This window comes from Stenotrophomonas sp. SMYL20, from assembly GCF_036320045.1.
In the GTDB taxonomy this organism is placed as follows: Bacteria; Pseudomonadota; Gammaproteobacteria; order Xanthomonadales; family Xanthomonadaceae; genus Stenotrophomonas; species Stenotrophomonas maltophilia_A.
Window position 1 is genome coordinate 48,745 of record NZ_JAWIRT010000022.1, and the last position, 20,321, is coordinate 69,065.

The following is a 20,321-nucleotide window of genomic DNA, read 5'->3' on the forward strand; positions in this document are numbered from 1 at the left end:
CCGCGGCCGCCCCCACCAGCCCCTCGACCCGCACGCGCCGGCCGCTGGCCGGCGGAATGTGGATCGCCGTGCAATTGGGTAGTGCCGGCCGCTGGCCGGCAGAACGGTCATGCGCCGTCACCACCCCCGGGCGTATGCTGGAACCCTGTCCCACGGAGCTGCCGCATGCACATCGTGTACAAGGCCGACAACCTGTTCGACGCCCACCTGGTCAAGCACGCGCTGGAGGATGCCGGCATCCCGGCCTTCGTGTTCGGCGAGTCGTTGTTGGGCGGCATGGGCGAGCTGCCACTGTTCGGCGTGCTGCGGGTGGGCATCCCTGATGCGGCACGGCCGCAGGCCGAGGACATCGTGGCGGCGCTGGACTTGGGCCACGCGCCGGACGCCCCCATTTCAGATGCAGACGACATAGCCGGCCTTCCGGCCTAGGAGCGCATCATGTTGGGAATTGGCCAGGGCATCCTCGGCATCGGCGCCTTCAAGCAGCGCCTGCCGCGCCCGGAAGAAGCACTGCCGGGGCGTGACCAACCGCTGCCGCTGCACAGCAACCAGCACTTCGTGAACAGCCATCCGCTGAAGGACCGTTTTGCCGGCCTGCAGCAGATCCGCTTCGCGCTGGGCTGCTTCTGGGGCGCCGAGCGCAAGTTCTGGACCGAACCGGGCGTGTACAGCACATCGGTGGGCTATGCCGGCGGCATCACCCCGAACCCGACCTATGAAGAGGTGTGCTCGGGCCTGACCGGCCACACCGAAGTGGTGCAGGTGGTGTTCGACCCGGCGGTGGTGAGCCTGGAGCGGCTTCTGCAGCTGTTCTGGGAAAGCCACGACCCGACCCAGGGCATGCGCCAGGGTAACGACACCGGCACCCAGTACCGTTCGGCGATCCACGCCACCGACGAGGCGCAGTACGCCGCCGCGCTGGCCAGCCGCGAGGCCTACCAGGCGCAGTTGGCCGCAGCCGGCTACGGGGTGATCACCACCGAGATCGAGTACCCGGCACCGGCGTACTACTACGCCGAGGACTATCACCAGCAGTACCTGGCGAAGAACCCGAACGGTTACTGCGGCATCGGCGGCACCGGGGTGAGCTGCCCGATCGGGTTGGATGTGGAGGCGCCGCGCTGACGCGCGGTGGTCCGCCTGCGGCGGGCAGAATCTACGGCAGAAGCCAAAGCCAAAGCGGCTCTGCGTTTCTGCGGGTTGGGCGGGGCGGTGTGGGTTGTCAGGACGCGCCGTAAACCCGTCCTTGGGGGCTCGATGGCGCCATCCATGGCGCCAACGGTCCTGCCAACCCACACCGCCCCACCTCCGAGAGTTTCCCGGTGACGGTGGGCAAGAGCATGGGTTACTGACGAACTGAAGGAAAACAAAAAGGACGCGGCCTTCGCCGCGTCCTTTTTGTTTGATCGTGCATTGCTCCGTAGAGTCGAGCTTGCTCGACTGTGAGCAAGCGAAGCGCGCGACCCGCTTTGCTCTTCTTTCTTTCATCCGTGGCGGGCGGCCGCCGGAATCTGTCGAAGGCAGGGTGGGTAGGCCGTGCAGGGGCGTGAGCCGCATGGATGCGGCGACCGAGCTTACATGGACGTACTTGCAGCGTCCCCTGCACGGCCTACCCACCCTGCCAACCGCATGACCCGCTCTTCGCGACCAAGCCCCCGCCACGAGGGGCTCAGCCGTTCGCCGGAATCACAGTTCCGAACGAATGCGCTCGCGCAGCGCCTGCAGATCCTTGGCAAACGCATCGATGCCGGTCGCCAGCTTCTCGGTCGCCATCGGATCGGCCGCCAGATCCGCTGCGAACTTCGCCGCATCGATCGGGGTCACCGCCACGCCGTCGGCCGCACCGGCCACCAGCTTGCGCGGCAGCTCGCCGTGGTCGGCGTCCAGCTTCTCCAGCAGGTCCGGCGAAATCGTCAGGCGGTCGCAGCCGGCCAGCGCTTCGATCTGCGCGGTCGAACGGAACGAGGCGCCCATCACCACGGTCGGCGAACCGCGGCGCTTGAATTCGGCATACACGCCGCGCACGAACTTCACGCCCGGGTCTTCATCGATGTTGGCCGGGGTCTGGCCGTTGGCCACGTACCAGTCCAGGATGCGGCCGACGAACGGCGAGATCAGGAACGCGCCGGCTTCGCTGCAGGCCAGCGCCTGGGTCGGGTTGAAGATCAGGGTCAGGTTGCAGTCGATGCCCTCGGCCTGCAGGATGCGCGCGGCTTCCACGCCTTCCCAGGTCGCGGCGATCTTGATCAGGATCTTCTCGCGCGGGACGCCGGCATCGGCGTACATCTGGATGAACTGGCGGGCCTTGGCTACGGTGGCAGCGGTGTCGTGGGCCTGGTCGGCATCCACTTCGGTGGACACGCGGCCCGGCACCAGCGTGCTCAGCAGCGCGCCGACGCCGATGGTCAGGCGGTCGGCCACGGCGTGCACCACGGCTTCGCGGTCGCCACTCTGCTGGCGGCCCCAGGCCAGTTCGCGTTCGATCAGCTCGGCGTAGACCGGCAGGTCCAGCGCCTTCTTCACCAGGGTCGGGTTGGTGGTGCAGTCCACCGGCTGCAGGCGCTTGATCGCCTCGTAGTCACCGGTATCGGCAACGACCACGGACAGTTCGCGCAGCTGGGACAGTTTGGACGGGGTACTCATTACGGCTCCTGGTGCAGGGGGATCGAATCGCGCGCGGTGCGCAGCGGTAATCAGGGGCGGTCGTTGTGGACCGCGGTCACGCGCAGGCGCAGCTTGCGGCCGCCGGGCGCGTTCCAGTCGATGCTCTGGCCGATCGAAAGGCCGAGCAGGGCACTGCCGACCGGGGCCAGCACGGAAACCTTGCCTTCATCGACGTTGGCTTCGCGGGGGAAGACCAGGGTCAGGACGTGCTTCTCGCCCGACACTTCATCTTCGCACTCCACGCGCGAATGCATCATGACGATGCCTTCGGGAATCTGGTCCGGTGCCAGCACGGTGGCACGGTTGAGTTCTTCAGCAAGCGCGAGCGCGGCAGGCGTCTGGCTCAGCGCAGGGGATTCGAGCATGGCGTCCAGGCGGTCCATGTCGAAGGTGGAAACGGTGATCGACGGCGGCAGGCCGCTGGCGGTACTCATGGTGAAGCTCCTTGGTTGAAAGCCATGCAAAAGGCGGCACCTGCTGGCGCCGCCTGTCTGTATTGTGGGGACAAATGCGACCGGAATCGACTCCTGCCGATTCCAGGCCGGTGCTGCGGGGGTTCAGCCGTTCAGCGCGGGGCCGGGCAGGGCGGTCGTGTCGCCGGCGGCGTTGACCGCTTCCAGGGTGAACAGCGCCTGCGGCAGGCGCTTGAACTGATCGGCCAGCTCCATCAGGAAGTCGTTCATGGCCGAGCTGCGGCGCCAGATCATGGCGATGCGGCGGCTGGGGCGGCCTTCGCCGGTGAAGTCGAGCAGGCGGATGTTGTTCGAGCGCGGCACCGGCGGCTGCACCGACAGGCTTGGCAGCAGGGTGATGCCGACGTCGGCGGCGACCATCTGCCGCAGCGTTTCCAGGCTGGTGGCGCGGAACTCGGACTTCTCGTTGGCACCGAACAGGCGGCAGACTTCAAGCGCCTGGTCGCGCAGGCAATGGCCATCTTCCAGCAGCAGCAGCTTCTGCGTGGCCAGTTCCTGCACGTCCAGGTGTTCGCGACGGGCCAACGGGTGGCGCCCGGACACGGCCAGCAGGAACGGTTCCTCGAACAGGAACTCGGCATGCAGCTGGTCGTCGATCACCGGCAGGGCCAGCAGTGCAGCGTCGAGCTTGCCTTCGCGCAGGCGGTCCAGCAGCACATCGCTCTTTTCCTCGACCAGCAGCAGTTCCAGCTCCGGGAAGCGATCGCGGATGCGCGGAATCACATGCGGCAGCAGGTACGGGCCCAGGGTCGGGAAGATCCCCAGGCGCACCGTACCGGCTTCCGGATCGCGGCTGCGACGTGCCGCTTCCTTCAGCTGTTCCACTTCGGACACGATCACCCGTGCCCGTGCTGCTGCTTCCTGGCCGGCCGGGGTCAGCATCACCTTGCGCGGTGCACGTTCCACCAGCGGCAGGCCCAGCTCTTCTTCCAGCTTGCGGATCTGCGTGGACAGCGTCGGCTGGCTGACGAAGCAGGAGGCGGCAGCCCGGCCGAAATGCTTGTGGTCGGCCAGGGCTACCAGGTACTTCAGATCACGTAGGTTCATCCTTACACCCCAGGGGTAACGGACCGGCTGACGGCATGGTTACCCGACAGGCAGACAATGTTCCCGGTGATCTGGGAACGGTGGATCAGGCAGCTTCAGCAACGGCACCACTGCTGCTGCTCACCGACGAGCGGATCAGGTGGTCGAACGCGCTCAGTGCGGCGGTCGAACCGGCGCCCATGGCAATGATGATCTGCTTGTAGGGTACCGTCGTGCAATCGCCAGCAGCGAACACGCCCGGCAGGTTGGTCTGGCCGCGGTCATCGATGACGACCTCGCCACGCGGCGACAGCGCCACGGTGTCCTTCAGCCACTCGGTGTTGGGCAGCAGGCCGATCTGCACGAAGATGCCTTCCAGCTCGACGCGGTGGGCGTCGCCGCCGACACGGTCCTTGTAGACCAGGCCGGTGACACGGCTGCCGTCGCCCAGCACTTCGGTGGTCTGTGCGCTGGTCAGCACGGTGACGTTGGCCAGGCTGCGCAGTTTCTTCTGCAGCACTTCGTCGGCGCGCAGGCTGGAATCGAACTCCAGCAGGGTTACATGCGACACGATGCCGGCCAGATCGATGGCCGCTTCCACGCCGGAGTTGCCGCCGCCGATCACCGCCACGCGCTTGCCCTTGAACAGCGGACCATCGCAGTGCGGGCAGTAGGCCACGCCCTTGTTGCGGTACTGGTCTTCGCCCGGCACGTTCATCTGGCGCCAGCGTGCGCCGGTGGACAGGATCACCGAACGCGACTTCAGCACCGCGCCGTTCTCCAGCTGCACCTGCACCAGGCCGTCTTCACCGGCCGGCACCAGCGCACTGGCGCGCTGCAGGTTCATGATGTCCACCTCGTACTCGCGCACGTGCTGTTCCAGTGCCGTGGCCAGCTTCGGGCCCTCGGTCTCCTTCACCGAGATGAAGTTCTCGATCGCCATGGTGTCCAGCACCTGGCCACCGAAACGTTCGGCGGCGATGCCAGTGCGGATGCCCTTGCGTGCAGCATAGATCGCTGCTGCCGCACCGGCCGGGCCACCGCCCACCACCAGCACGTCGAAGGCATCCTTGGCGGCGATCTTCTCGGCATCGCGCTTGCTGGCGTTGGTGTCCAGCTTGGCGACGATCTGCTCGAGGGTCATGCGACCCTGGTCGAAGACTTCACCGTTGAGGTACACGGTCGGCACCGACATGATCTCGCGCTTCTCGACTTCGTCCTGGAACAGGGCACCGTCGATGGCCACGTGCTGGATGCGCGGGTTGAGTACCGCGGCCAGGTTCAGCGCCTGCACCACGTCCGGGCAGTTCTGGCAGGACAGCGAGAAGTAGGTTTCGAACTTGTATTCACCTTCCAGGTTCTGCACCTGCTCGATCAGCTCGGCGGTGGCCTTGGACGGGTGGCCGCCGACCTGCAGCAGCGCCAGCACCAGCGAGGTGAACTCGTGGCCCATCGGCAGGCCGGCGAAGGTCAGGTGGATATCCTGGCCCGGGGTGCCCAGGTCGAAGGACGGCACACGGCCCTGGCCATCGCGCAGCACCTGCAGCGAGATCTTGTCCGACAGGCTGTCCAGGGTCTGCAGCAGTTCCAGCATTTCCTGCGACTTGGCGCCGTCGTCGGCGTGCGCGGTGATCTGGATCGGGCGGGTCACGCGCTCCAGATAGGTCTTCAGCTGCGACTGCAGGTTGGCGTCCAACATCGGGTCATCTCCTGGCTTCAGGCAAACAGGGGGCGTGGCACCGCTGTAGAAGGTAGCGGACCAGCAGGGGGTAGGGGTGAACCCAAGACAGCGACCGTGGAAGGGGCTGGCTGGCCAAGGCGGGCGAGCGTTGGCTGTCTTGGGTTCACCCCCACGCCGGCGGGGGGACCGGCACGGGGATGAAAGGCGCGCCGTGGCGTGGGGCCACGGCAGGCCGGTACCGCTTTAGATCTTGCCGACCAGGTCCAGCGACGGGGTCAGGGTCTTCTCGCCTTCCTTCCACTTGGCCGGGCACACCTGGTTCGGGTTGGCGGCGGTGAACTGGGCAGCCTTCAGCTTGCGCAGGGTTTCGGAGACGTCACGGGCGATCTCGTTGGAGTGGATCTCCAGGGTCTTGATCACGCCTTCCGGGTTGATGATGAAGGTGCCGCGCAGGGCCAGGCCTTCTTCCGGAATGTGCACGCCGAAGGCGTTGGTCAGCTGGTGGGTCGGGTCGCCGACCAGCGGGAACTGGGCCTTGCCGACGGCCGGCGAGGTTTCGTGCCACACCTTGTGCGAGAAGTGGGTGTCGGTGGTGACGATATAGACCTCGGCGCCGGCCTTCTTGAACTCGGCGTAATGGTCAGCGGCGTCTTCGATCTCGGTCGGGCAGTTGAAGGTGAAGGCGGCCGGCATGAAGATCAGGACCGACCACTGGCCCTTCAGGGTGCTGTCGGAAACCTTGATGAACTCGCCATTCAGGTAAGCATTGGCTTCGAACGGCTGGATCTGGGTGTTGATCAGGGACATCGTTTTTCCTCTGGGTGAAGGGGAGTGGGTGAATCGACAAGACCTAGAGTACCGACTCGCTATCGATAAGAACAATCCATTGATTGCATCTATTTGATAGATACAGTCTATCAGAATGCACTGAGCAGGCACTGAACCCAGACGCTTTCATCCTGCAACTGCCTGTGTGACAAGGAAAATCTTCCGGAACGGCTGAATAGGGCCAATAGTCCCTCCTTATCCCCTCGGGCAGAACCTGAACGGATTGCAGCCTTTTGTAGAGTCGAGCCATGCTCGACTGCGGACCTGTGGATGTGTAGCTCGACTGCGCCAGAAGCAGCCGAGCATGGGCTCCGCTCTACAATTGCGGCATGTTTTCCCAAACCGAACCCTCCCTGCGCCAGATCGTGGCCGAGGCCAGTGCCCGCCTCGGCGGCGTCGAGGCCCGCCACGAGGCCGAACTGCTGCTGCTGCATGTGCTGGAGCGCCCGCGCAGCTGGCTGTTCGCGCATGCCACCGATCCGCTGGCCGCCGCCGACCTGGCCGCCTTCGAAGCGTTGCTGGCCCGCCGCGTGGCCGGTGAGCCGGTGGCCTACCTGACCGGCCGCCGCGGTTTCTGGACGCTGGACCTGGAGGTCGACCCGGCCACGCTGATCCCGCGTCCGGAAACCGAGCTGCTGGTCGAGCTGGCGCTGGAGCGGCTGCCGCCAGACCAATCGCTGCAGCTGGCTGACCTGGGCACCGGCAGCGGTGCGATTGCACTTGCACTGGCCAGCGAACGGCCCCAAGCGCAGGTGCTGGCCACCGATGCCAGCCCGGGCGCGCTGGCCGTGGCCGCGCGCAATGCTGCGCGCCATGAACTGCGCAACGTCCGCTTCGCCGAGGGCGGGCACGACTGGTATGCGCCACTGCAGGGTGCACGCTTCGACCTGATTGCCAGCAACCCGCCATACATCGCCAGCGACGACCCGCATCTGGAGCAGGGCGACCTGCGTTTTGAACCGGCTTCCGCGCTGGCCTCCGGCGTGGACGGGCTGGATGACATCCGCCGCATCGTCGACGGTGGCCAGGCCCATCTGCTGCCCGGTGGCTGGCTGCTGATCGAGCACGGTTGGGACCAGGGCGCGGCGATCCGCGCGCTGTTCGACGCGGCGGGTTTTACGGAGGTGCAGACCGTACAGGATCTGGAGCAGCGCGACCGGATCACCCTGGGCCGGCGTCCGGCCTAGAATGGAGGTTCTCCTGCCCCGGCAGGGCATCACCCTGGAGCTGCAAGCATGCGTACGCTGTACCCCGCCATCACCCCCTACGACGTCGGCACCCTGAAGGTCGACGACCGCCACACGCTGTACTTCGAACAGTGCGGCAACCCGGACGGCAAGCCGGTGGTGATGCTGCACGGTGGCCCGGGCGGCGGCTGCAGCGACAAGATGCGCCAGTTCCACGACCCGTCCAAGTACCGCATCATCCTGTTCGACCAGCGCGGTGCCGGCCGTTCCACCCCGCACGCGGACCTGGTGGACAACACCACCTGGGACCTCGTCGCCGATATCGAGAAGCTGCGCGAGCACCTCAAGGTTGATCGCTGGCAGGTGTTCGGCGGCAGCTGGGGTTCGACCCTGGCGCTGGCCTATGCCGAAACCCACCCGCAGCGCGTGACCGAACTGGTCCTGCGCGGCATCTTCATGCTGCGTCGCTGGGAGCTGGAATGGTTCTACCAGGAAGGCGCCAACCGCCTGTTCCCGGATGCGTGGGAGCATTACCTGAAGCCGATTCCGTCGGTGGAGCGTCATGACCTGATCTCGGCCTTCCACCGTCGCCTGACCAGCGAAGACGAAACCACCCGCCTGGAAGCGGCCAAGGCGTGGGCGGTGTGGGAAGGCGCGACCAGCTTCCTGCACGTCGACGACGACTTCATCAACAGCCACGAAGACCCGCACTTCGCGCTGGCCTTTGCCCGCATCGAGAACCATTACTTCGTCAACGGCGGCTTCTTCGAGGTGGAAGACCAGCTGCTGCGCGACGCGCACCGCATCGCTGACATCCCTGGCGTGATCGTGCACGGCCGCTACGACGTGGTCTGCCCGCTGGCCAACGCCTGGGACCTGACCAAGGTGTGGCCGAAGGCGAAGCTGGAAATCACGCCGGCCTCGGGCCACTCGGCGTTCGAAGCCGAAAACGTGGACGCGCTGGTGCGCGCCACCGATAGCTTCGCCTGATCGGTAACGCCGGGCCATGCCCGGCGCTATCGGCCCTCATCCACGCATGGCGTGGATCAACCGCAGTCTGGTAGAGCCGGCCGCTGGCCGGCAACCGGGAAACGGTTGGATTCCTGGAGACGCCGGCCAGCGGCCGGCGCTACCACTCCCCAGCCAGCAACGCGTCGGCCAGTACCTGCAGCTTCGGCGAGCATTGCCGCGACGGCGGGTAGATCAACGACAGCGCGCGGCTGCGGCCTTCAAACGGCTGCAGCACGCTCTGCAGGCGGCCATCGGCCAACGCATCGGCCACGGCGAAATCCATCACCTGCACGATGCCGATACCGGCAATGGCCGCTTCCACCAGCGGATCGCCGCTGTCGAACACCATCCGCGTCGGCGGCGTGAACTCGCGCAGTTGCCCGTCCTGCAGGAACTGCCAGTCCACCAGCCGGCCACTGCGCAGGTTGCGCACCGCCAGGCAGGCATGGTCCTGCAGCGCGGCCACATCGTCCGGTGCGCCACAGCGGGCCAGATAGGCGGGGCTGGCCACCGTCACCCAGCGCAGCGGCGGCAAGGGCCGCGCGACGATGCGCTGGTCGGCGATGACGCCGGTGCGCAGCGCGGCATCGAAGCCTTCCTCGACCAGATCGACCAGGCGATCGCTGAGCACGGCTTCCACCTGCAGCTGCGGGTGCTGCTGCAGCAACGGCCCAAGCAAAGGCACCAGCACCCTGCGCCCGAACATCGACGGCGCGCTGATCTTCAGCGTGCCTGAGGGCGTGCACGGACGATCCGCCAATTGCCGCTCGGCATCGTCGAGACCGGCCAGCAGCGGCGCTACCTGCTCGACGAACTGGCGGCCGTCCGGCGTCAGCGCCACGTTGCGGGTGTTCCGCTGCAGCAGTTTCACACCGAGGGTGGCCTCCAGCCGCCCGATCGCGCGCGACAGGCCGGACTGGCTCAGGCCCAGTTGGCCGGCGGCCACGGTGAAACTGCGGGCTTCGGCCACCTGCACCAGCATGCGCACCGCATTGAGGTCCATCGAGGCTCCATTCATGCCGAAAATCATGACAGATATGGTCGGGGAGGGGTTTATTGATTGGCTCGCATCAATGAGACTGCGCTCCCCCACCGCGCCAGACCGCCGATGCCTCCCCTCAAATACCCGCGCTGGGCGCTGACCCTGCTGGCCACCGCCCAGCTGATCATCGCCCTGGATGCCACCATCATCTTCGTTGCCCTGCATGACATGGGCCGCGCGCTGCAGATCAACGCGCAGCAGCTGCAATGGGTGGTCAGTGCCTACACCGTGGCCTTCGGCGGCAGCCTGCTGCTCGGCGGGCGCGCCGCCGACCTGATCGGCCGCCGCCGCTTCTACCGGCTGGGCATGCTGCTGTTCGCGCTGGCCTCGCTGCTCGGCGCGCTGGCGCCGAACGCCACGCTGTTGATCATCGCGCGCGCCGCACAAGGCGTCGGGGCGGCGCTGCTGTTCCCGGCCACGCTGGCGCTGATCAACACGCTGTACGCCGAAGGCCCGGTACGCAATCGCGCGCTGGCGATCTGGAGCATGGCCAGCGCGGTGGGCCTGGCGCTGGGCACGCTGCTCGGCGGCGTGCTGACCCAGGCATTCGGCTGGCCGGCGGTGCTGGCGGTGATCGTGCCGCTGGCCACCGCCTGTGCAGTCGCGGCCGGCGCGTGGTTGCCGGCCGATGGTCCACGCGTGCAGGGCCGTTCCTTCGATCTGGCCGGTTGTCTCACCGTCACCGCCGGCGGCAGCCTGCTCGTCACCACCCTGGTGCAAGGGCCGGAGTGGGGCTGGACGGCGCCGGCCACGCTCATCTGCCTGCTGCTTTCAGCCGTACTGTTGACGGTGTTCGTACAGATCGAAAAGCGCAGCCGTGACCCGCTGATGCAGTTTTCGCTGTTGCGCCTGCCCGGCCTCCGCGCCGCGCTGGGTCTGACCTTCGCTTTCATGAGCAGCTATGGCGTGCAGTACTACTTCCTGGCGCTCTACTTCCAGGATGGCTATGGTTGGAGCCCGCTGCAGGCCGGTATGGCCTTCCTGCTGCCGACATTGGTGTGCACCTTCGGCATCCGGATTGCCGAACGCATGCTGCGGCGCCGTTCGCCACGGCAGGTGCTGGCCTGGGGCTTCGCCGCAGGTGCCGTCGGCATCGCCGCGGTGGCGCTGGCGATGCCGCATGGCGGCAGCTACTGGCCGCTGTTGCCGGGCATCGTGGTGCTCAGCGTTGGCCAGGGCATGAGCTGGACGGCGATGTGGATCGTGGCCGGGCAGGGCGTGCCGGGTCCGCAGCAAGGCGTCGCGTCCGGCATGGCGGCCACCGCCCAGCAGATCGGCGGCGCCTTGGGATTGGCGGTACTGGTGATGGTCGCCAACGCCGCGCGCGGCACGCAGGCGGCAACCAGCCCTGATGCGTTGCAGGGCATGGTCAATGCACAGTACGGCGCCGCGCTGTTCGCCGCGCTCGGCGTGGTGATCGCGTTGGGCCTGCGCCCGGCGCCGGTAGACTCGGCAGCGACTGCCTGCCTGAGCACCGACGCATGATCGAACTGTTGGACCTGCAACAGACCCTGCATGCCTTCGCTGCCTGCAACGATGACGATGAGGTGTGGAACGCCTTCGGCTGGGTGATGGCCAGCAACGAGGACCTGCTGGCTGCGCGGTTGTGGTTGCCGTCATCCAGTGATGAAGCGCTGGATGACGACGGCGAGCGATCGGCCGCTTCGGCAGCGATGGGGCTGTTCCCGTATCTGGAGCCGGCCACGTTTGCCGACGTGCTGGATGTGCAGAAGCGGCAACGCCCGCTGTCGTCGCTGCAGGACTACGCGCAGGCACTGGCGTACTACGCCGAGTACGACGCGTTCCAGCAGGTCGAGGGTATCGACGAGGCTCTGGGCGAAGCGGGTGCTGAGGAACAAGTGGAGGCGCGCGAGGCAGGGGTGGGCGCAGGCATCTTCGCTTCCTTCGATCTGACGCTGAAGGCGTGCTCGGAGGGGCAGATCAAAGCCGCAGCGCAGCGCGTGGCGCGCCTGCTGGAGATTCCGGTGGGCGAGGCGTTGGCGCGCTGCCGTGCGTTGCCGCTGGTGCTGGGTGAGGCGCTGGATCGTCGCCGCGCGCAGGCGATCAAGGATGATCTCGAAGCGATCGGTGCGACCGTGCAGGTGCACGGGTTCAAGCCGTTCCCGTGGATGGATGCGCCCGTATTGCGGTAGTGGGGGGGGGGGGGGCGGGCGCGGGCGCGGGGGGGGGGGGGGGGGGGTGGGGGGCGGCGGGGGGGCGGCCCCCCGCCCCCCCCCCCGGGCGGGCGGGCCCCCCCCCCCCGCCCCCCCCCCCCCCCGGCACTACCAAGCCTGGGTAAATCACCCGGCGGCCAGCAACTGCGGTTGCAGCGCGCTGAAGATCCGCGCCAGCCGCTGCGCCCACGCCAGCTGCCCGGCGGCATCGGCGATCAGATCCTGGCGGATTTCCAGTTCCACATGCACCAGACCGCGGCCCTCGCCATGCACCGGCACCGCGTAGTCGCTGGTGCTGCTGACCGAATACGGTTCGTTGTCACCCACCACCAGGTCGCCTTCGTCGCGCAGTGCCTGCAGCAGTGCATGCGCAAAGCGCGTGTCCTGGTGGTACAGCACGCCGGCATGCCACGGCCGCTGCATGCCGTTCATCGCTGGCGTGAAGCTGTGCATCATCACCAGCAGGGTGGGGCGACCGGCATCGCGGCGTGCGTCCAGTTCGGCGTCGATGCGTGCGTGGTACGGCGCGTGGATCGCATCAATGCGCTGTTGCCGCTGCGCCGCCGACAGCCCGGCATTGCCCGGGACCACGGTGTGGTCGCTTACTTCCGGAGTCAGCGTCGGCGAGGCCAGTGGGCGGTTGCAGTCGATCAGCAGCCGCGAATAGGTCTGTTCGATCGCCCAGGCATCCAGCCGTTCGGCCAGCGCGCGGGTGGTGCCGGCAATGCCGATGTCCCAGCCGATGTGGCGGTCCAGTTCGACCTGTGGCAAGCCCAGGCCGGCGAGGGCGTGCGGCACCTGCTGGCCGGCGTGGTCGGCCAGCAGCAGGTACGGCGAAGCGCCCTGCGGCCGGTGAATCGCGTAGATTGCCGGGTCGTCGGCGCCGAGCAGCGCCGGCAGCGCATGCAGGTCGGCGTCAGCCACGCGGGCGCCCGTCCAGGTGGTGCTCGATCATCCACAGGCCAGCCCAGAGCTTGGCGTCCAGCTCGTAGCCTTCGCCCATCTTCTGCACCAGCCAGGCCGCGGCCTCACTGCGTGGAATCTCGTGCACGGTGATGTCCTCGCTGTCATCGCCGCCACCTTCGCCGATCCGGCGCAGGCCGGTGGCACGGACGAAGGCGATCTTCTCGCTGCTGGCGCCGGAGGACGTCGGGCCGATCATCAGCACTTCGGCGTGATCGGCGGTCCAGCCGGTTTCTTCTTCCAGTTCGCGCACGGCCGAGACTTCAATCGATTCGCCGGCGTGGATGTCGCCGACCAGGCCGGCGGGCATCTCGATGGTGGGTGCCTGCAGCGGCACGCGGAACTGCTCGACGAACAGCACCTTGTCCTCCGGGGTGACGGCAATGATGATCGCGGCCAGGCCACCGGCGTGGGTACGTTCGCTGTATTCCCAGGTGCCGCGCACCAGCATGCGCTGGTACTTGCCTTCATAGACGACACGCGGGGCTTCGGTGTTGCGCTGGCTCATGCGGGCTCGCCGGAATTGGAAAAGGATGGAGTGGGAACGGGGTCGGCCACGCCGGCGGCATCGAACAGCCGGCGGCGGGTCATCGGGCCGAAGCGCAGGGTCTGGCACAGGCCACCAAGCAGCTCCGGGTCGGCCGCCTGGCGCAGCAGCCCGGGCTGGCTGCCGTCCAGCGGCGCGTCCAGCGCGATGGTGGTCAGCTGGCGCCAGAGCTGGGCGTGCTCGCGCTGTTCGCGCAGGCGCACCGCCATCTGTGCCGCGCCGCGCAGGCGCAGGAACGGCACTTCGTCCAGGCGTTCGTACAGCGCATCCATGCTGCCGAAGTGGGCCAGCAGCACGGCGGCGGACTTGCTGCCGACACCACTGACACCGGGAATGTTGTCCACCGCATCGCCGCACAGTGCCAGGTAATCGGCGATCTGGTGCGCGTGCACGCCGTGCCGCGCCTTCACTCCGGCTACGTCCCAACGCTGGTTGCGTGCGTAGTCCCACTGCTCGTCGTGATCCAGCAGCAGCTGCGACAGGTCCTTGTCGGCGGAGATGATCACCCCGCGGTGGCTGCCACGGTGCACGTGCAGGGCGCTGCCGATCAGGTCATCGGCTTCGTATTCGTGGTGGGCAAGCACCGCAAGGCCCAACGCCGCGCACAGCGCCTTGCAGTGTACGAACTGGCGCTTGAGCGCTTCCGGCGCCGGGTCCCGATTGGCCTTGTAGGCCGGATACAGCCGGTGGCGGAAGCCGCTGTCGAGTGCTTCGTCGAAGGCGATGGCGATGTGCCGCGGGCGCTCGCGTTCGAGCAGATCGAGCAGGAAGCGGGCGAAGCCGTGCACGGCGTTGGTCGGCCAGCCCTGCGCGTCCTGGAACTGGTCTGGCAGCGAATGCCAGGCGCGGAACACGTAGATGCTGGCATCAACCAGGTACAGCGACGGCGGCGGAGCCGGCAGGGTCATGCCGGTGGCGTCCAGTCGCGCAGCAGGGCCGCCGGATCGGGGCGCTCGCGTTCGGGTACATCGGCCTTGGGCGTGCCAATGTGGATGAAGCCGGCGATGCCTTCGCCTTCGGCCAGGCCCAGATGTGCCTGCACGACCGGGTCGAAGGCCATCCATGCAGTCAGCCACTGCGCACCGAAGCCCAGCGCCTGCGCGGCCTGCAGCAGGGCGAAGCAGACGCAGCCGGCGGTCATCAGCTGTTCCTGTTCGGGCACCTTCGGGTCCGGGCGCGGGCTGGCGACCACCACGATCACCAGCGGCGCATGGCTGAAACGCTGGCGGTCCTTCTCGAATACCGCCTCGCCGGCATGCGGGTCGCGCTGGCGGCTGCGCTCGGCCAGGAAGTCGCCCAGAGTGTGACGTGCATCGCCGGCGATCTTCAGGAAGCGGAACGGTACGCGCTTGCCGTGGTCGGGCACGCGCACGGCCGAGGCCAGCATGCGCTGCAGGGTGGCTGGATCCGGTCCGGGCTCGCCCAGTTGCCGCGAGGGCACCGAGCGGCGGGCATCCAGGGCAAGCAGGGCAGCGGGGTCGGGCATGGAGTCTGAACCGGTCATCACGGGTGTTTGATTATAGTCGGGGTGGTCAATGACGCCGTCTGTGTCGCGTCCCGCCCCTGAATATCAAACTGTGATGAACATCATGCCACTGGCGGGAAAGGGACGACCGCTTCCTCTCGCCTCGTGGGCCTCGCACGGCTTACGATATCTATCTTGCCGGGCCGCCGGTCATGAGGTTTGAAGTGAGGACTGTTTCACTGTCCGTGACGGGCTGGCCGGCCTACCATCGACGTACCGGCACATGGGGTGTGCCGGCCGTCGCGATGTCCATGCTGTCTGTCGTACCAGAGAAGGTGGGGAGCCTTCCCGAATGATGAGCGCGCCCACACCGATGGGATCGCCGGGCCGTGACCCGGTCCAGCTTCAGCGTGCCCGGGACATGGTCCTGCCGGCGCTGTGCCAGGCGTTCGGGGCCGCACTGGCGCGTTTCGACGATGCACTGTTCGACCGCGCCGGCAATGCTGGCTCGTCGCAGCTGCTGTTCCTGGATGCGATGCGCGAGCTGCGCCGTCGCCGTGAGGACATCGCCGCCGCCTTCGCCGGCCACCTGCAGCGGGCCTGGGATGCACTGGCCAGTGGCGAGCCGTTGTCGGCCGAAGCCACCCTGTCCGGGCCGGCCGAGGATGGCCTGAGCCTGCTGGCTGAACATGTACTGGAATCGCGGCTGGCGGTGCGCAATTTCGCCACCGTGCTGCTGCGTGACTTCAAGCCGGTGCTGGCGCGGCTGGACCGCCGCCTCGGCCGCCTGATCGGCGGCGCCGAGCTGGATGCCGATCACAACCCGGTCAGCCCCGAACATCTGGGCGTGGCCATCCATGAGGCCTTTGCCGGCTGCGAACTGGCGCCGGAAGTGCACCTGGTGCTGATAAAGCTGTGCGAGCGCGACCTGCGCGCGCCGGTGGGCCGCATCTACGAGAAGCTGGACGAGCAGCTGGCCGCCGCTGGCGTGATGTCGCAGATGGGGGCGCCGCGGCGTCCATTGTCGGCCGCGCCCGACCCGCGCATGGCGCCCGGGTCGGACGATCTGGTCGAGCCGCGCCACGCGGCGGGCTTCGAATCCGAATTCACCGATGATGAACAGGCCGCGCCGGCCTGGGCACAGCGCTTCGCTGCGCGCTGGTCCGAGCGCCGTGGCCACATGCAGCAGCACCTCGGGAGCGAGGATGCCGGCAACGGCGAGGCGTATGCCGGCCAGCAGGGAATGCTGCTGGAGGCCCTGCATGAGCTGCTGCAGCAGACCCGTCACGTTCGCGAGGACGCCACCTCGGCAGCGCAGGTCGCGGTTGGCCAGCACCGCCCGTTGAGCCAGCGCGAGATGATGTCGGTGCTGTCGCTGCTGCAGGCCACGCCCAGCGCCACCCTGCGTGCGGCCATCGGCGAGGACGGCGAATCACTGGCGCAGCGGCTGAAGAGTGAAGTGCTGTCCAGCGCCACGCGTCTCGGCGTCGATCCTGGCCAGACCCGGCTGGACCCGCAGGACGAAGATGCGATCGATCTGGTCGGCATGCTGTTCGACGTGATGCTGGACGAACGCGAACTGGAAGGTCGCTCGCGCGAGCTGATCGGCCGCCTGGTGGTGCCCTTCGTCAAGGTGGCGATGCTCGACCGCCGCATGTTCGTGCAGAAGACCCACCCGGCCCGCAAGCTGCTCAACTCGCTGGCCGAAGCCTGCGAGGGGAATACCGGCGAAAGCCAGGCCGAGCGCATGCTGATGGCCAAGGTCGAGGAAATCATCGAGCGCCTGGTGGCTGAGTTCAACGAGAACCTGGCGATCTTCCTGACCCTGGAAGAAGAATTCCGCGAGTTCCTCGTGCAGCACCGCCGCCGCGTGGAAATCGCCGAGCGCCGCGCCGCCGAAACGCAGCGCGGCCAGGAGAAGCTGGAAATGGCCCGCAGCCGGGCGGGTGCCGAACTGGATCGCCGCATCGGCGATGCCACCCTGCCGCCGGCCATCGCTGAGTTCCTGCGCCAGCCATGGCAGCACCACCTGACCCTGGCGCTGCTGCGCGAGGGCGAGGAGGGCGCGTCGGTGGCCGAGGCACTGAGCCTGGCTGACGGCCTGCTGGAGGAAGTGGCCGAGGCCCGCCGCCAGATCGTCGGCAAGCCGTGGCTGCAGGCCTGGCAGCCGGTGCTGGCCAAGGTATTTGCCAGTGTCGGCGTGCACGGCGATGCCGCCACCGGTGCCATCGACGCCCTGCACGACACCTTGCAGGGCATTGCGGAATCGCGACCGGAACTGCAGCGCGCGCTGCCGGAGCTGCCGCAGGTTGCCTTGCCGGCGCCGCCGGTGGCTGAGTCGCCAGCGGTGGAGCTCGGCGGGCAGATCGACGCCGACGATTTCGACAACGCCGACGCCGACCGCTTCCGACGCATGGAAATCGGCAACTGGCTGGACTTCGTCGACAAGGACGGCAAGGTGCAGGCCGGCAAGCTGTCCTGGGTCAGCCCGATTTCCTCGCGCCTGCTGTTCGTCAACCGCCGCGGCGTGCGCTTCTGCGTGGCTTCGCCGGAAGAACTGGCGGTGATGGTGCGGCTGGGCCGCCTGCGCGCCCACGTCGACGATGGCGCCTTCGACAGCGCGATGCAGGGTGTGATCGATCGGCTGGACCCGGGCAGCGCAACACTGCACTGAGCCGTGGCCGCCTGCTAGGATCGGGAAAACTCACCGATCAGCGGGGACCTGCATGGCCGTGGCGTTGCTGGGGATCAAGGAGACCGCGCCGGGCGAACGGCGCGTGGCGTTGACGCCGGAAACCGCGCGCAAGCTCGGTGCCTTGGGCATCACTGTCTGGTATGAGGCCGGCGCCGGTCTGGCGGCGGGATTTACCGATGCTGCCTATGACGACGCCGGTGCACGTGTGTTCGATGTAGGTCGCTGGGCCGAGATCGATATCCTGCTGTGCGTGCAGGCACCGCCGGTGGCGGTGCTGGAGCAGCTCAAGCCCACTGCCAGCGTGGTCGGCCTGCTGACCCCGGCCAGCGATCCGGCGCTTGCGGCATTGGCCGCTGGCGACCGCCTGCACCTGTTCCCACTGCAGCAGCTGCCGCGCACCACCCGCGCGCAGGCGATGGATGTACTCAGCTCGCAGGCCGGCATGGCCGGTTACAAGGCGGCACTGATCGCGGCCGAGCGTGCGCCGCGTTTCTTCCCGATGCTGACCACCGCCGCCGGTACCGTGCGCCCGGCCAAGGTGCTGGTGATCGGTGCCGGTGTGGCCGGTCTGCAGGCCATCGCCACCGCACGTCGTCTCGGTGCACAGGTGGAAGGTTTCGACGTGCGCCCGGAAACCCGCGAGCAGATCCAGTCGCTGGGCGCGCGCTTCCTTGATCTTGGTGTGAGTGCAGCCGGTGAAGGCGGCTATGCGCGTGCGTTGACCGATGAGGAACGCGCCGAGCAGCAGCGCCGGCTGGCCGACCACCTGCGCAGCGTGGATGTGGTGATCTGCACGGCAGCGGTACCGGGGCGACCGGCGCCGACGATCGTGACTGCCGCGATGGTGGAAGGCATGGCCACCGGCAGCGTCATTGTCGATCTGGCGGCAGAGAGCGGCGGCAACTGCGCACTGACCCAGCCGGGGCAGTGCATCGAACATCAGGGCGTGACCATCGATGGCCCGCTGGGCCTGGCCAGCCGCGGCGCGACCCAGGCCAGCGAGATGTACGCGCGCAACCTGCTCAACTTCGTCGCCTTGTTCGTGCGCGAAGGGGAGCTCAGTTTCGACTGGGACGACGAGTTGCTGGCGAAGACACGCTGGCAGGCGTGAGTGACATGGGGTCAGATCCCTTTGCCGAAGGCAAAGGGATCTGACCCCGTTCGCCGGGGCGTTACCGCGGCTTCGCCGGCGGCGGGTTGTCGCGCACCCAGTCCTTGCGTTGTTCCGGCGTCATCTGCGACCAGCGCTCGCGCAGGGCGTCGCGCTGTTCCGCCGGCATGTTCCGCATCTGACCGAACAGGGCCCGGGCCTGCTCACGCTGTTCCGGGTTCATGTGCTCGAAGCGGCGCAGGCCACGGCGGGTCTTGTCGCGCTCCTCCGGGCTCATCGATTGCCAGCGCTGGCCATGCGAAAGCATGCGCTGGCGCTGGCCGGCATCGGCGCTGTTCCAGCGGTCGCGCAGCGGCGCCAGCAGGGATTCGCGCTGCGCTTCGCTCAGGTGTTCCCACGCCGGCAGCGGTGCGGCCGGCGCAGGGCGTGCGGCAGGGGCGGGCGCGGCGCTCTGCGCCAGTGCCGGGAAGGCCGGCAGCAGCAACAGGGTCATCAGCAGGGGCAGGGTGTGCAGTCGGGACATGATTCACTCCATCGCCAGGTCGGTATCGCCCAGCCACAGGTACAGATCGGGATTTTCGTCGTAGAGCGCGCTGTTGTCTTCCGCCGAGGCAAGCACAGGTGCCGGCGCAGGGCCCGTCAGGGTGCCGTGGCCGGTGAACTGCAGGCCGATACCCAGTGCCACCACCAGTGAACAGGCACTGGCCAGCCACCAGCGCCAGCGCCCGCGATGGGCGGCCATGGCGCCATGGCGAGCCTGGCGCAGCCGGGCCAGCGTTGCCGGCGACAACGCCTGCAGCGACTGCGCGTGCAGGCTGCGCAGGGTGTCATCGGAAGGCAGGGAGCGGTTCACGGATGGGTCTCCAGATAATCCTGCAGCGCCTGGCGGGCGCGTGCCAGATGGGTTTTTACCGCGCCTTCGCTGCAGCCCATGGCGCGGGCGGTGGTGGCCCCGTCCAGGTCCTGCAGCACGCGCAGGGTGAAGGCCTCGCGCTGGCGGGCGGGCAGGCGGCGCAACGCGTCCACCAGCTGTTGGTACTGCTGGCGCTGTTCGTGCGCCTGTGCCGGGTTCGGGCCGGGGTCGGCCCAGTCGATCTCGCCGCCGTCGGCGTCCTGGTTGTCGCGCCAGAACGGCAGTCGGAAGCGGCGCCGGCGCTGCACGTCGATCACGCGCCGGCGCAGAATGCTCCAGAACAGCGGGGCCCATTCGGCAGCCGGCTTGTCGGCGTAGTCCAGCATGCGCAGCAGCGCGTCCTGCACCGCGTCCATGGCGTCTTCGCGCTGGCGCAGGCCGGCCTCGGCGAAGCGGAACGCGCGCGGGCCAACACTGGCCAGGAACGCCTCCAGCGACGCCGGCAGGGCATCGGTCTCGGCGCTCGGGGGGACGGGGCTGCTCACCAGCACAGGGTACGGTTCCTCGCTCGGGGTCACCATCGACAACGCGTGAGCGCGGC

Annotated in this window: 21 protein-coding genes; 8 read left to right on the forward strand and 13 right to left on the reverse strand. The window is 67.9% G+C overall.

Annotated features, from left to right (window positions below; all coding sequences use genetic code 11):
• Positions 1 to 165 precede the first annotated feature (165 nt).
• A complete protein-coding gene (locus V3B48_RS16625) occupies positions 166 to 429 on the forward strand; it encodes a DUF2007 domain-containing protein (protein WP_010481810.1) in 264 nt (87 codons plus the stop codon).
• A 30-nt stretch (positions 430 to 459) separates the two neighbouring features.
• Positions 460 to 1,125, forward strand: a complete 666-nt coding sequence (msrA, locus tag V3B48_RS16630) for a peptide-methionine (S)-S-oxide reductase MsrA (RefSeq protein ID WP_279943243.1) — start codon at positions 460 to 462, stop codon at positions 1,123 to 1,125.
• Positions 1,126 to 1,686: 561 nt separating this feature from the next.
• Here msrA and V3B48_RS16635 read toward each other — a convergent pair.
• The 5 genes from V3B48_RS16635 to ahpC all read right to left on the reverse strand — a co-directional run bounded on the left by V3B48_RS16635 (position 1,687) and on the right by ahpC (position 6,651).
• Positions 1,687 to 2,643: a transaldolase gene (locus V3B48_RS16635; RefSeq protein ID WP_121504911.1), complete on the reverse strand. Its 957-nt coding sequence runs from the start codon at positions 2,641 to 2,643 to the stop codon at positions 1,687 to 1,689.
• 50 nt (positions 2,644 to 2,693) lie between these two features.
• Complete coding sequence (rnk, locus tag V3B48_RS16640; protein ID WP_005408156.1) at positions 2,694 to 3,098, reverse strand: nucleoside diphosphate kinase regulator; 405 nt, start codon at positions 3,096 to 3,098, stop codon at positions 2,694 to 2,696.
• A gap of 123 nt (positions 3,099 to 3,221) precedes the next feature.
• Positions 3,222 to 4,184, reverse strand: a complete 963-nt coding sequence (locus V3B48_RS16645; protein ID WP_032129919.1) for a LysR substrate-binding domain-containing protein — start codon at positions 4,182 to 4,184, stop codon at positions 3,222 to 3,224.
• 85 nt (positions 4,185 to 4,269) lie between these two features.
• Entirely contained in the window at positions 4,270 to 5,862 is a 1,593-nt protein-coding gene (gene ahpF, locus V3B48_RS16650) for an alkyl hydroperoxide reductase subunit F (protein ID WP_100437922.1), read from the reverse strand.
• A 225-nt stretch (positions 5,863 to 6,087) separates the two neighbouring features.
• Positions 6,088 to 6,651, reverse strand: a complete 564-nt coding sequence (gene ahpC, locus V3B48_RS16655) for an alkyl hydroperoxide reductase subunit C (RefSeq protein WP_004144811.1) — start codon at positions 6,649 to 6,651, stop codon at positions 6,088 to 6,090.
• A gap of 350 nt (positions 6,652 to 7,001) precedes the next feature.
• Here ahpC and prmC point away from each other — a divergent pair, with 350 nt between their 5' ends.
• Together prmC and pip are read left to right on the forward strand one after the other, a co-directional pair.
• The gene (prmC, locus tag V3B48_RS16660; protein ID WP_329894095.1) at positions 7,002 to 7,859 is read left to right on the forward strand and encodes a peptide chain release factor N(5)-glutamine methyltransferase; all 858 of its coding nucleotides are present in this window, start codon (positions 7,002 to 7,004) and stop codon (positions 7,857 to 7,859) included.
• A gap of 48 nt (positions 7,860 to 7,907) precedes the next feature.
• Positions 7,908 to 8,849: a prolyl aminopeptidase gene (gene pip / locus V3B48_RS16665; protein ID WP_032130095.1), complete on the forward strand. Its 942-nt coding sequence runs from the start codon at positions 7,908 to 7,910 to the stop codon at positions 8,847 to 8,849.
• 139 nt (positions 8,850 to 8,988) lie between these two features.
• Here the strand turns inward: pip and V3B48_RS16670 are convergent, their stop codons facing one another.
• Positions 8,989 to 9,873, reverse strand: a complete 885-nt coding sequence (locus tag V3B48_RS16670; RefSeq protein WP_329894103.1) for a LysR family transcriptional regulator — start codon at positions 9,871 to 9,873, stop codon at positions 8,989 to 8,991.
• A 105-nt stretch (positions 9,874 to 9,978) separates the two neighbouring features.
• Between V3B48_RS16670 and V3B48_RS16675 the strand changes: the two genes are divergently transcribed.
• Together V3B48_RS16675 and V3B48_RS16680 are read left to right on the forward strand one after the other, a co-directional pair.
• Positions 9,979 to 11,397 carry an MFS transporter gene (locus V3B48_RS16675; RefSeq protein WP_329894096.1) on the forward strand — a complete coding sequence of 473 codons (1,419 nt, stop codon included), beginning with the start codon at positions 9,979 to 9,981 and terminating at the stop codon, positions 11,395 to 11,397.
• Entirely contained in the window at positions 11,394 to 12,065 is a 672-nt protein-coding gene (locus V3B48_RS16680) for a hypothetical protein (protein WP_285303093.1), read from the forward strand. The genes V3B48_RS16675 and V3B48_RS16680 overlap by 4 nt, the downstream gene beginning before the upstream one ends.
• A 147-nt stretch (positions 12,066 to 12,212) precedes the next feature.
• On the opposite strand, the gene V3B48_RS16685 is transcribed toward V3B48_RS16680, so the two are convergent.
• Genes V3B48_RS16685 through V3B48_RS16700 form a run of 4 tightly spaced genes read right to left on the reverse strand, consistent with a single transcriptional unit; the run spans position 12,213 to position 15,082 of the window.
• The gene (locus V3B48_RS16685) at positions 12,213 to 13,010 is read right to left on the reverse strand and encodes an N-formylglutamate amidohydrolase (protein WP_329894097.1); all 798 of its coding nucleotides are present in this window, start codon (positions 13,008 to 13,010) and stop codon (positions 12,213 to 12,215) included.
• The gene (locus V3B48_RS16690) at positions 13,003 to 13,557 is read right to left on the reverse strand and encodes an NUDIX hydrolase (RefSeq protein WP_010481791.1); all 555 of its coding nucleotides are present in this window, start codon (positions 13,555 to 13,557) and stop codon (positions 13,003 to 13,005) included. The genes V3B48_RS16685 and V3B48_RS16690 overlap by 8 nt, the downstream gene beginning before the upstream one ends.
• The gene (locus V3B48_RS16695; protein ID WP_329894098.1) at positions 13,554 to 14,504 is read right to left on the reverse strand and encodes a 5'-3' exonuclease H3TH domain-containing protein; all 951 of its coding nucleotides are present in this window, start codon (positions 14,502 to 14,504) and stop codon (positions 13,554 to 13,556) included. Before V3B48_RS16695 ends, V3B48_RS16690 begins: the two co-directional genes overlap by 4 nt.
• A complete protein-coding gene (locus tag V3B48_RS16700) occupies positions 14,501 to 15,082 on the reverse strand; it encodes a nitroreductase (RefSeq protein ID WP_088028247.1) in 582 nt (193 codons plus the stop codon). The genes V3B48_RS16695 and V3B48_RS16700 overlap by 4 nt, the downstream gene beginning before the upstream one ends.
• A 331-nt stretch (positions 15,083 to 15,413) precedes the next feature.
• Here V3B48_RS16700 and V3B48_RS16705 point away from each other — a divergent pair, with 331 nt between their 5' ends.
• Both V3B48_RS16705 and V3B48_RS16710 read left to right on the forward strand, forming a co-directional pair.
• Positions 15,414 to 17,735 carry a DUF1631 domain-containing protein gene (locus tag V3B48_RS16705; protein ID WP_049399982.1) on the forward strand — a complete coding sequence of 774 codons (2,322 nt, stop codon included), beginning with the start codon at positions 15,414 to 15,416 and terminating at the stop codon, positions 17,733 to 17,735.
• A 52-nt stretch (positions 17,736 to 17,787) separates the two neighbouring features.
• Positions 17,788 to 18,867 (forward strand): NAD(P) transhydrogenase subunit alpha, encoded by a 1,080-nt coding sequence (locus tag V3B48_RS16710; RefSeq protein WP_032130088.1) that lies wholly within the window; start codon positions 17,788 to 17,790, stop codon positions 18,865 to 18,867.
• Positions 18,868 to 18,928: 61 nt separating this feature from the next.
• On the opposite strand, the gene V3B48_RS16715 is transcribed toward V3B48_RS16710, so the two are convergent.
• From V3B48_RS16715 to V3B48_RS16725, 3 genes are read right to left on the reverse strand one after another with little or no spacing between them, the layout of a single operon-like run.
• The gene (locus tag V3B48_RS16715) at positions 18,929 to 19,390 is read right to left on the reverse strand and encodes a DUF3106 domain-containing protein (RefSeq protein ID WP_329894099.1); all 462 of its coding nucleotides are present in this window, start codon (positions 19,388 to 19,390) and stop codon (positions 18,929 to 18,931) included.
• A 3-nt stretch (positions 19,391 to 19,393) separates the two neighbouring features.
• A complete protein-coding gene (locus V3B48_RS16720) occupies positions 19,394 to 19,720 on the reverse strand; it encodes a hypothetical protein (RefSeq protein ID WP_197617095.1) in 327 nt (108 codons plus the stop codon).
• Entirely contained in the window at positions 19,717 to 20,301 is a 585-nt protein-coding gene (locus V3B48_RS16725) for an RNA polymerase sigma factor (protein WP_329894100.1), read from the reverse strand. The genes V3B48_RS16720 and V3B48_RS16725 overlap by 4 nt, the downstream gene beginning before the upstream one ends.
• Positions 20,302 to 20,321: the final 20 nt, after the last annotated feature.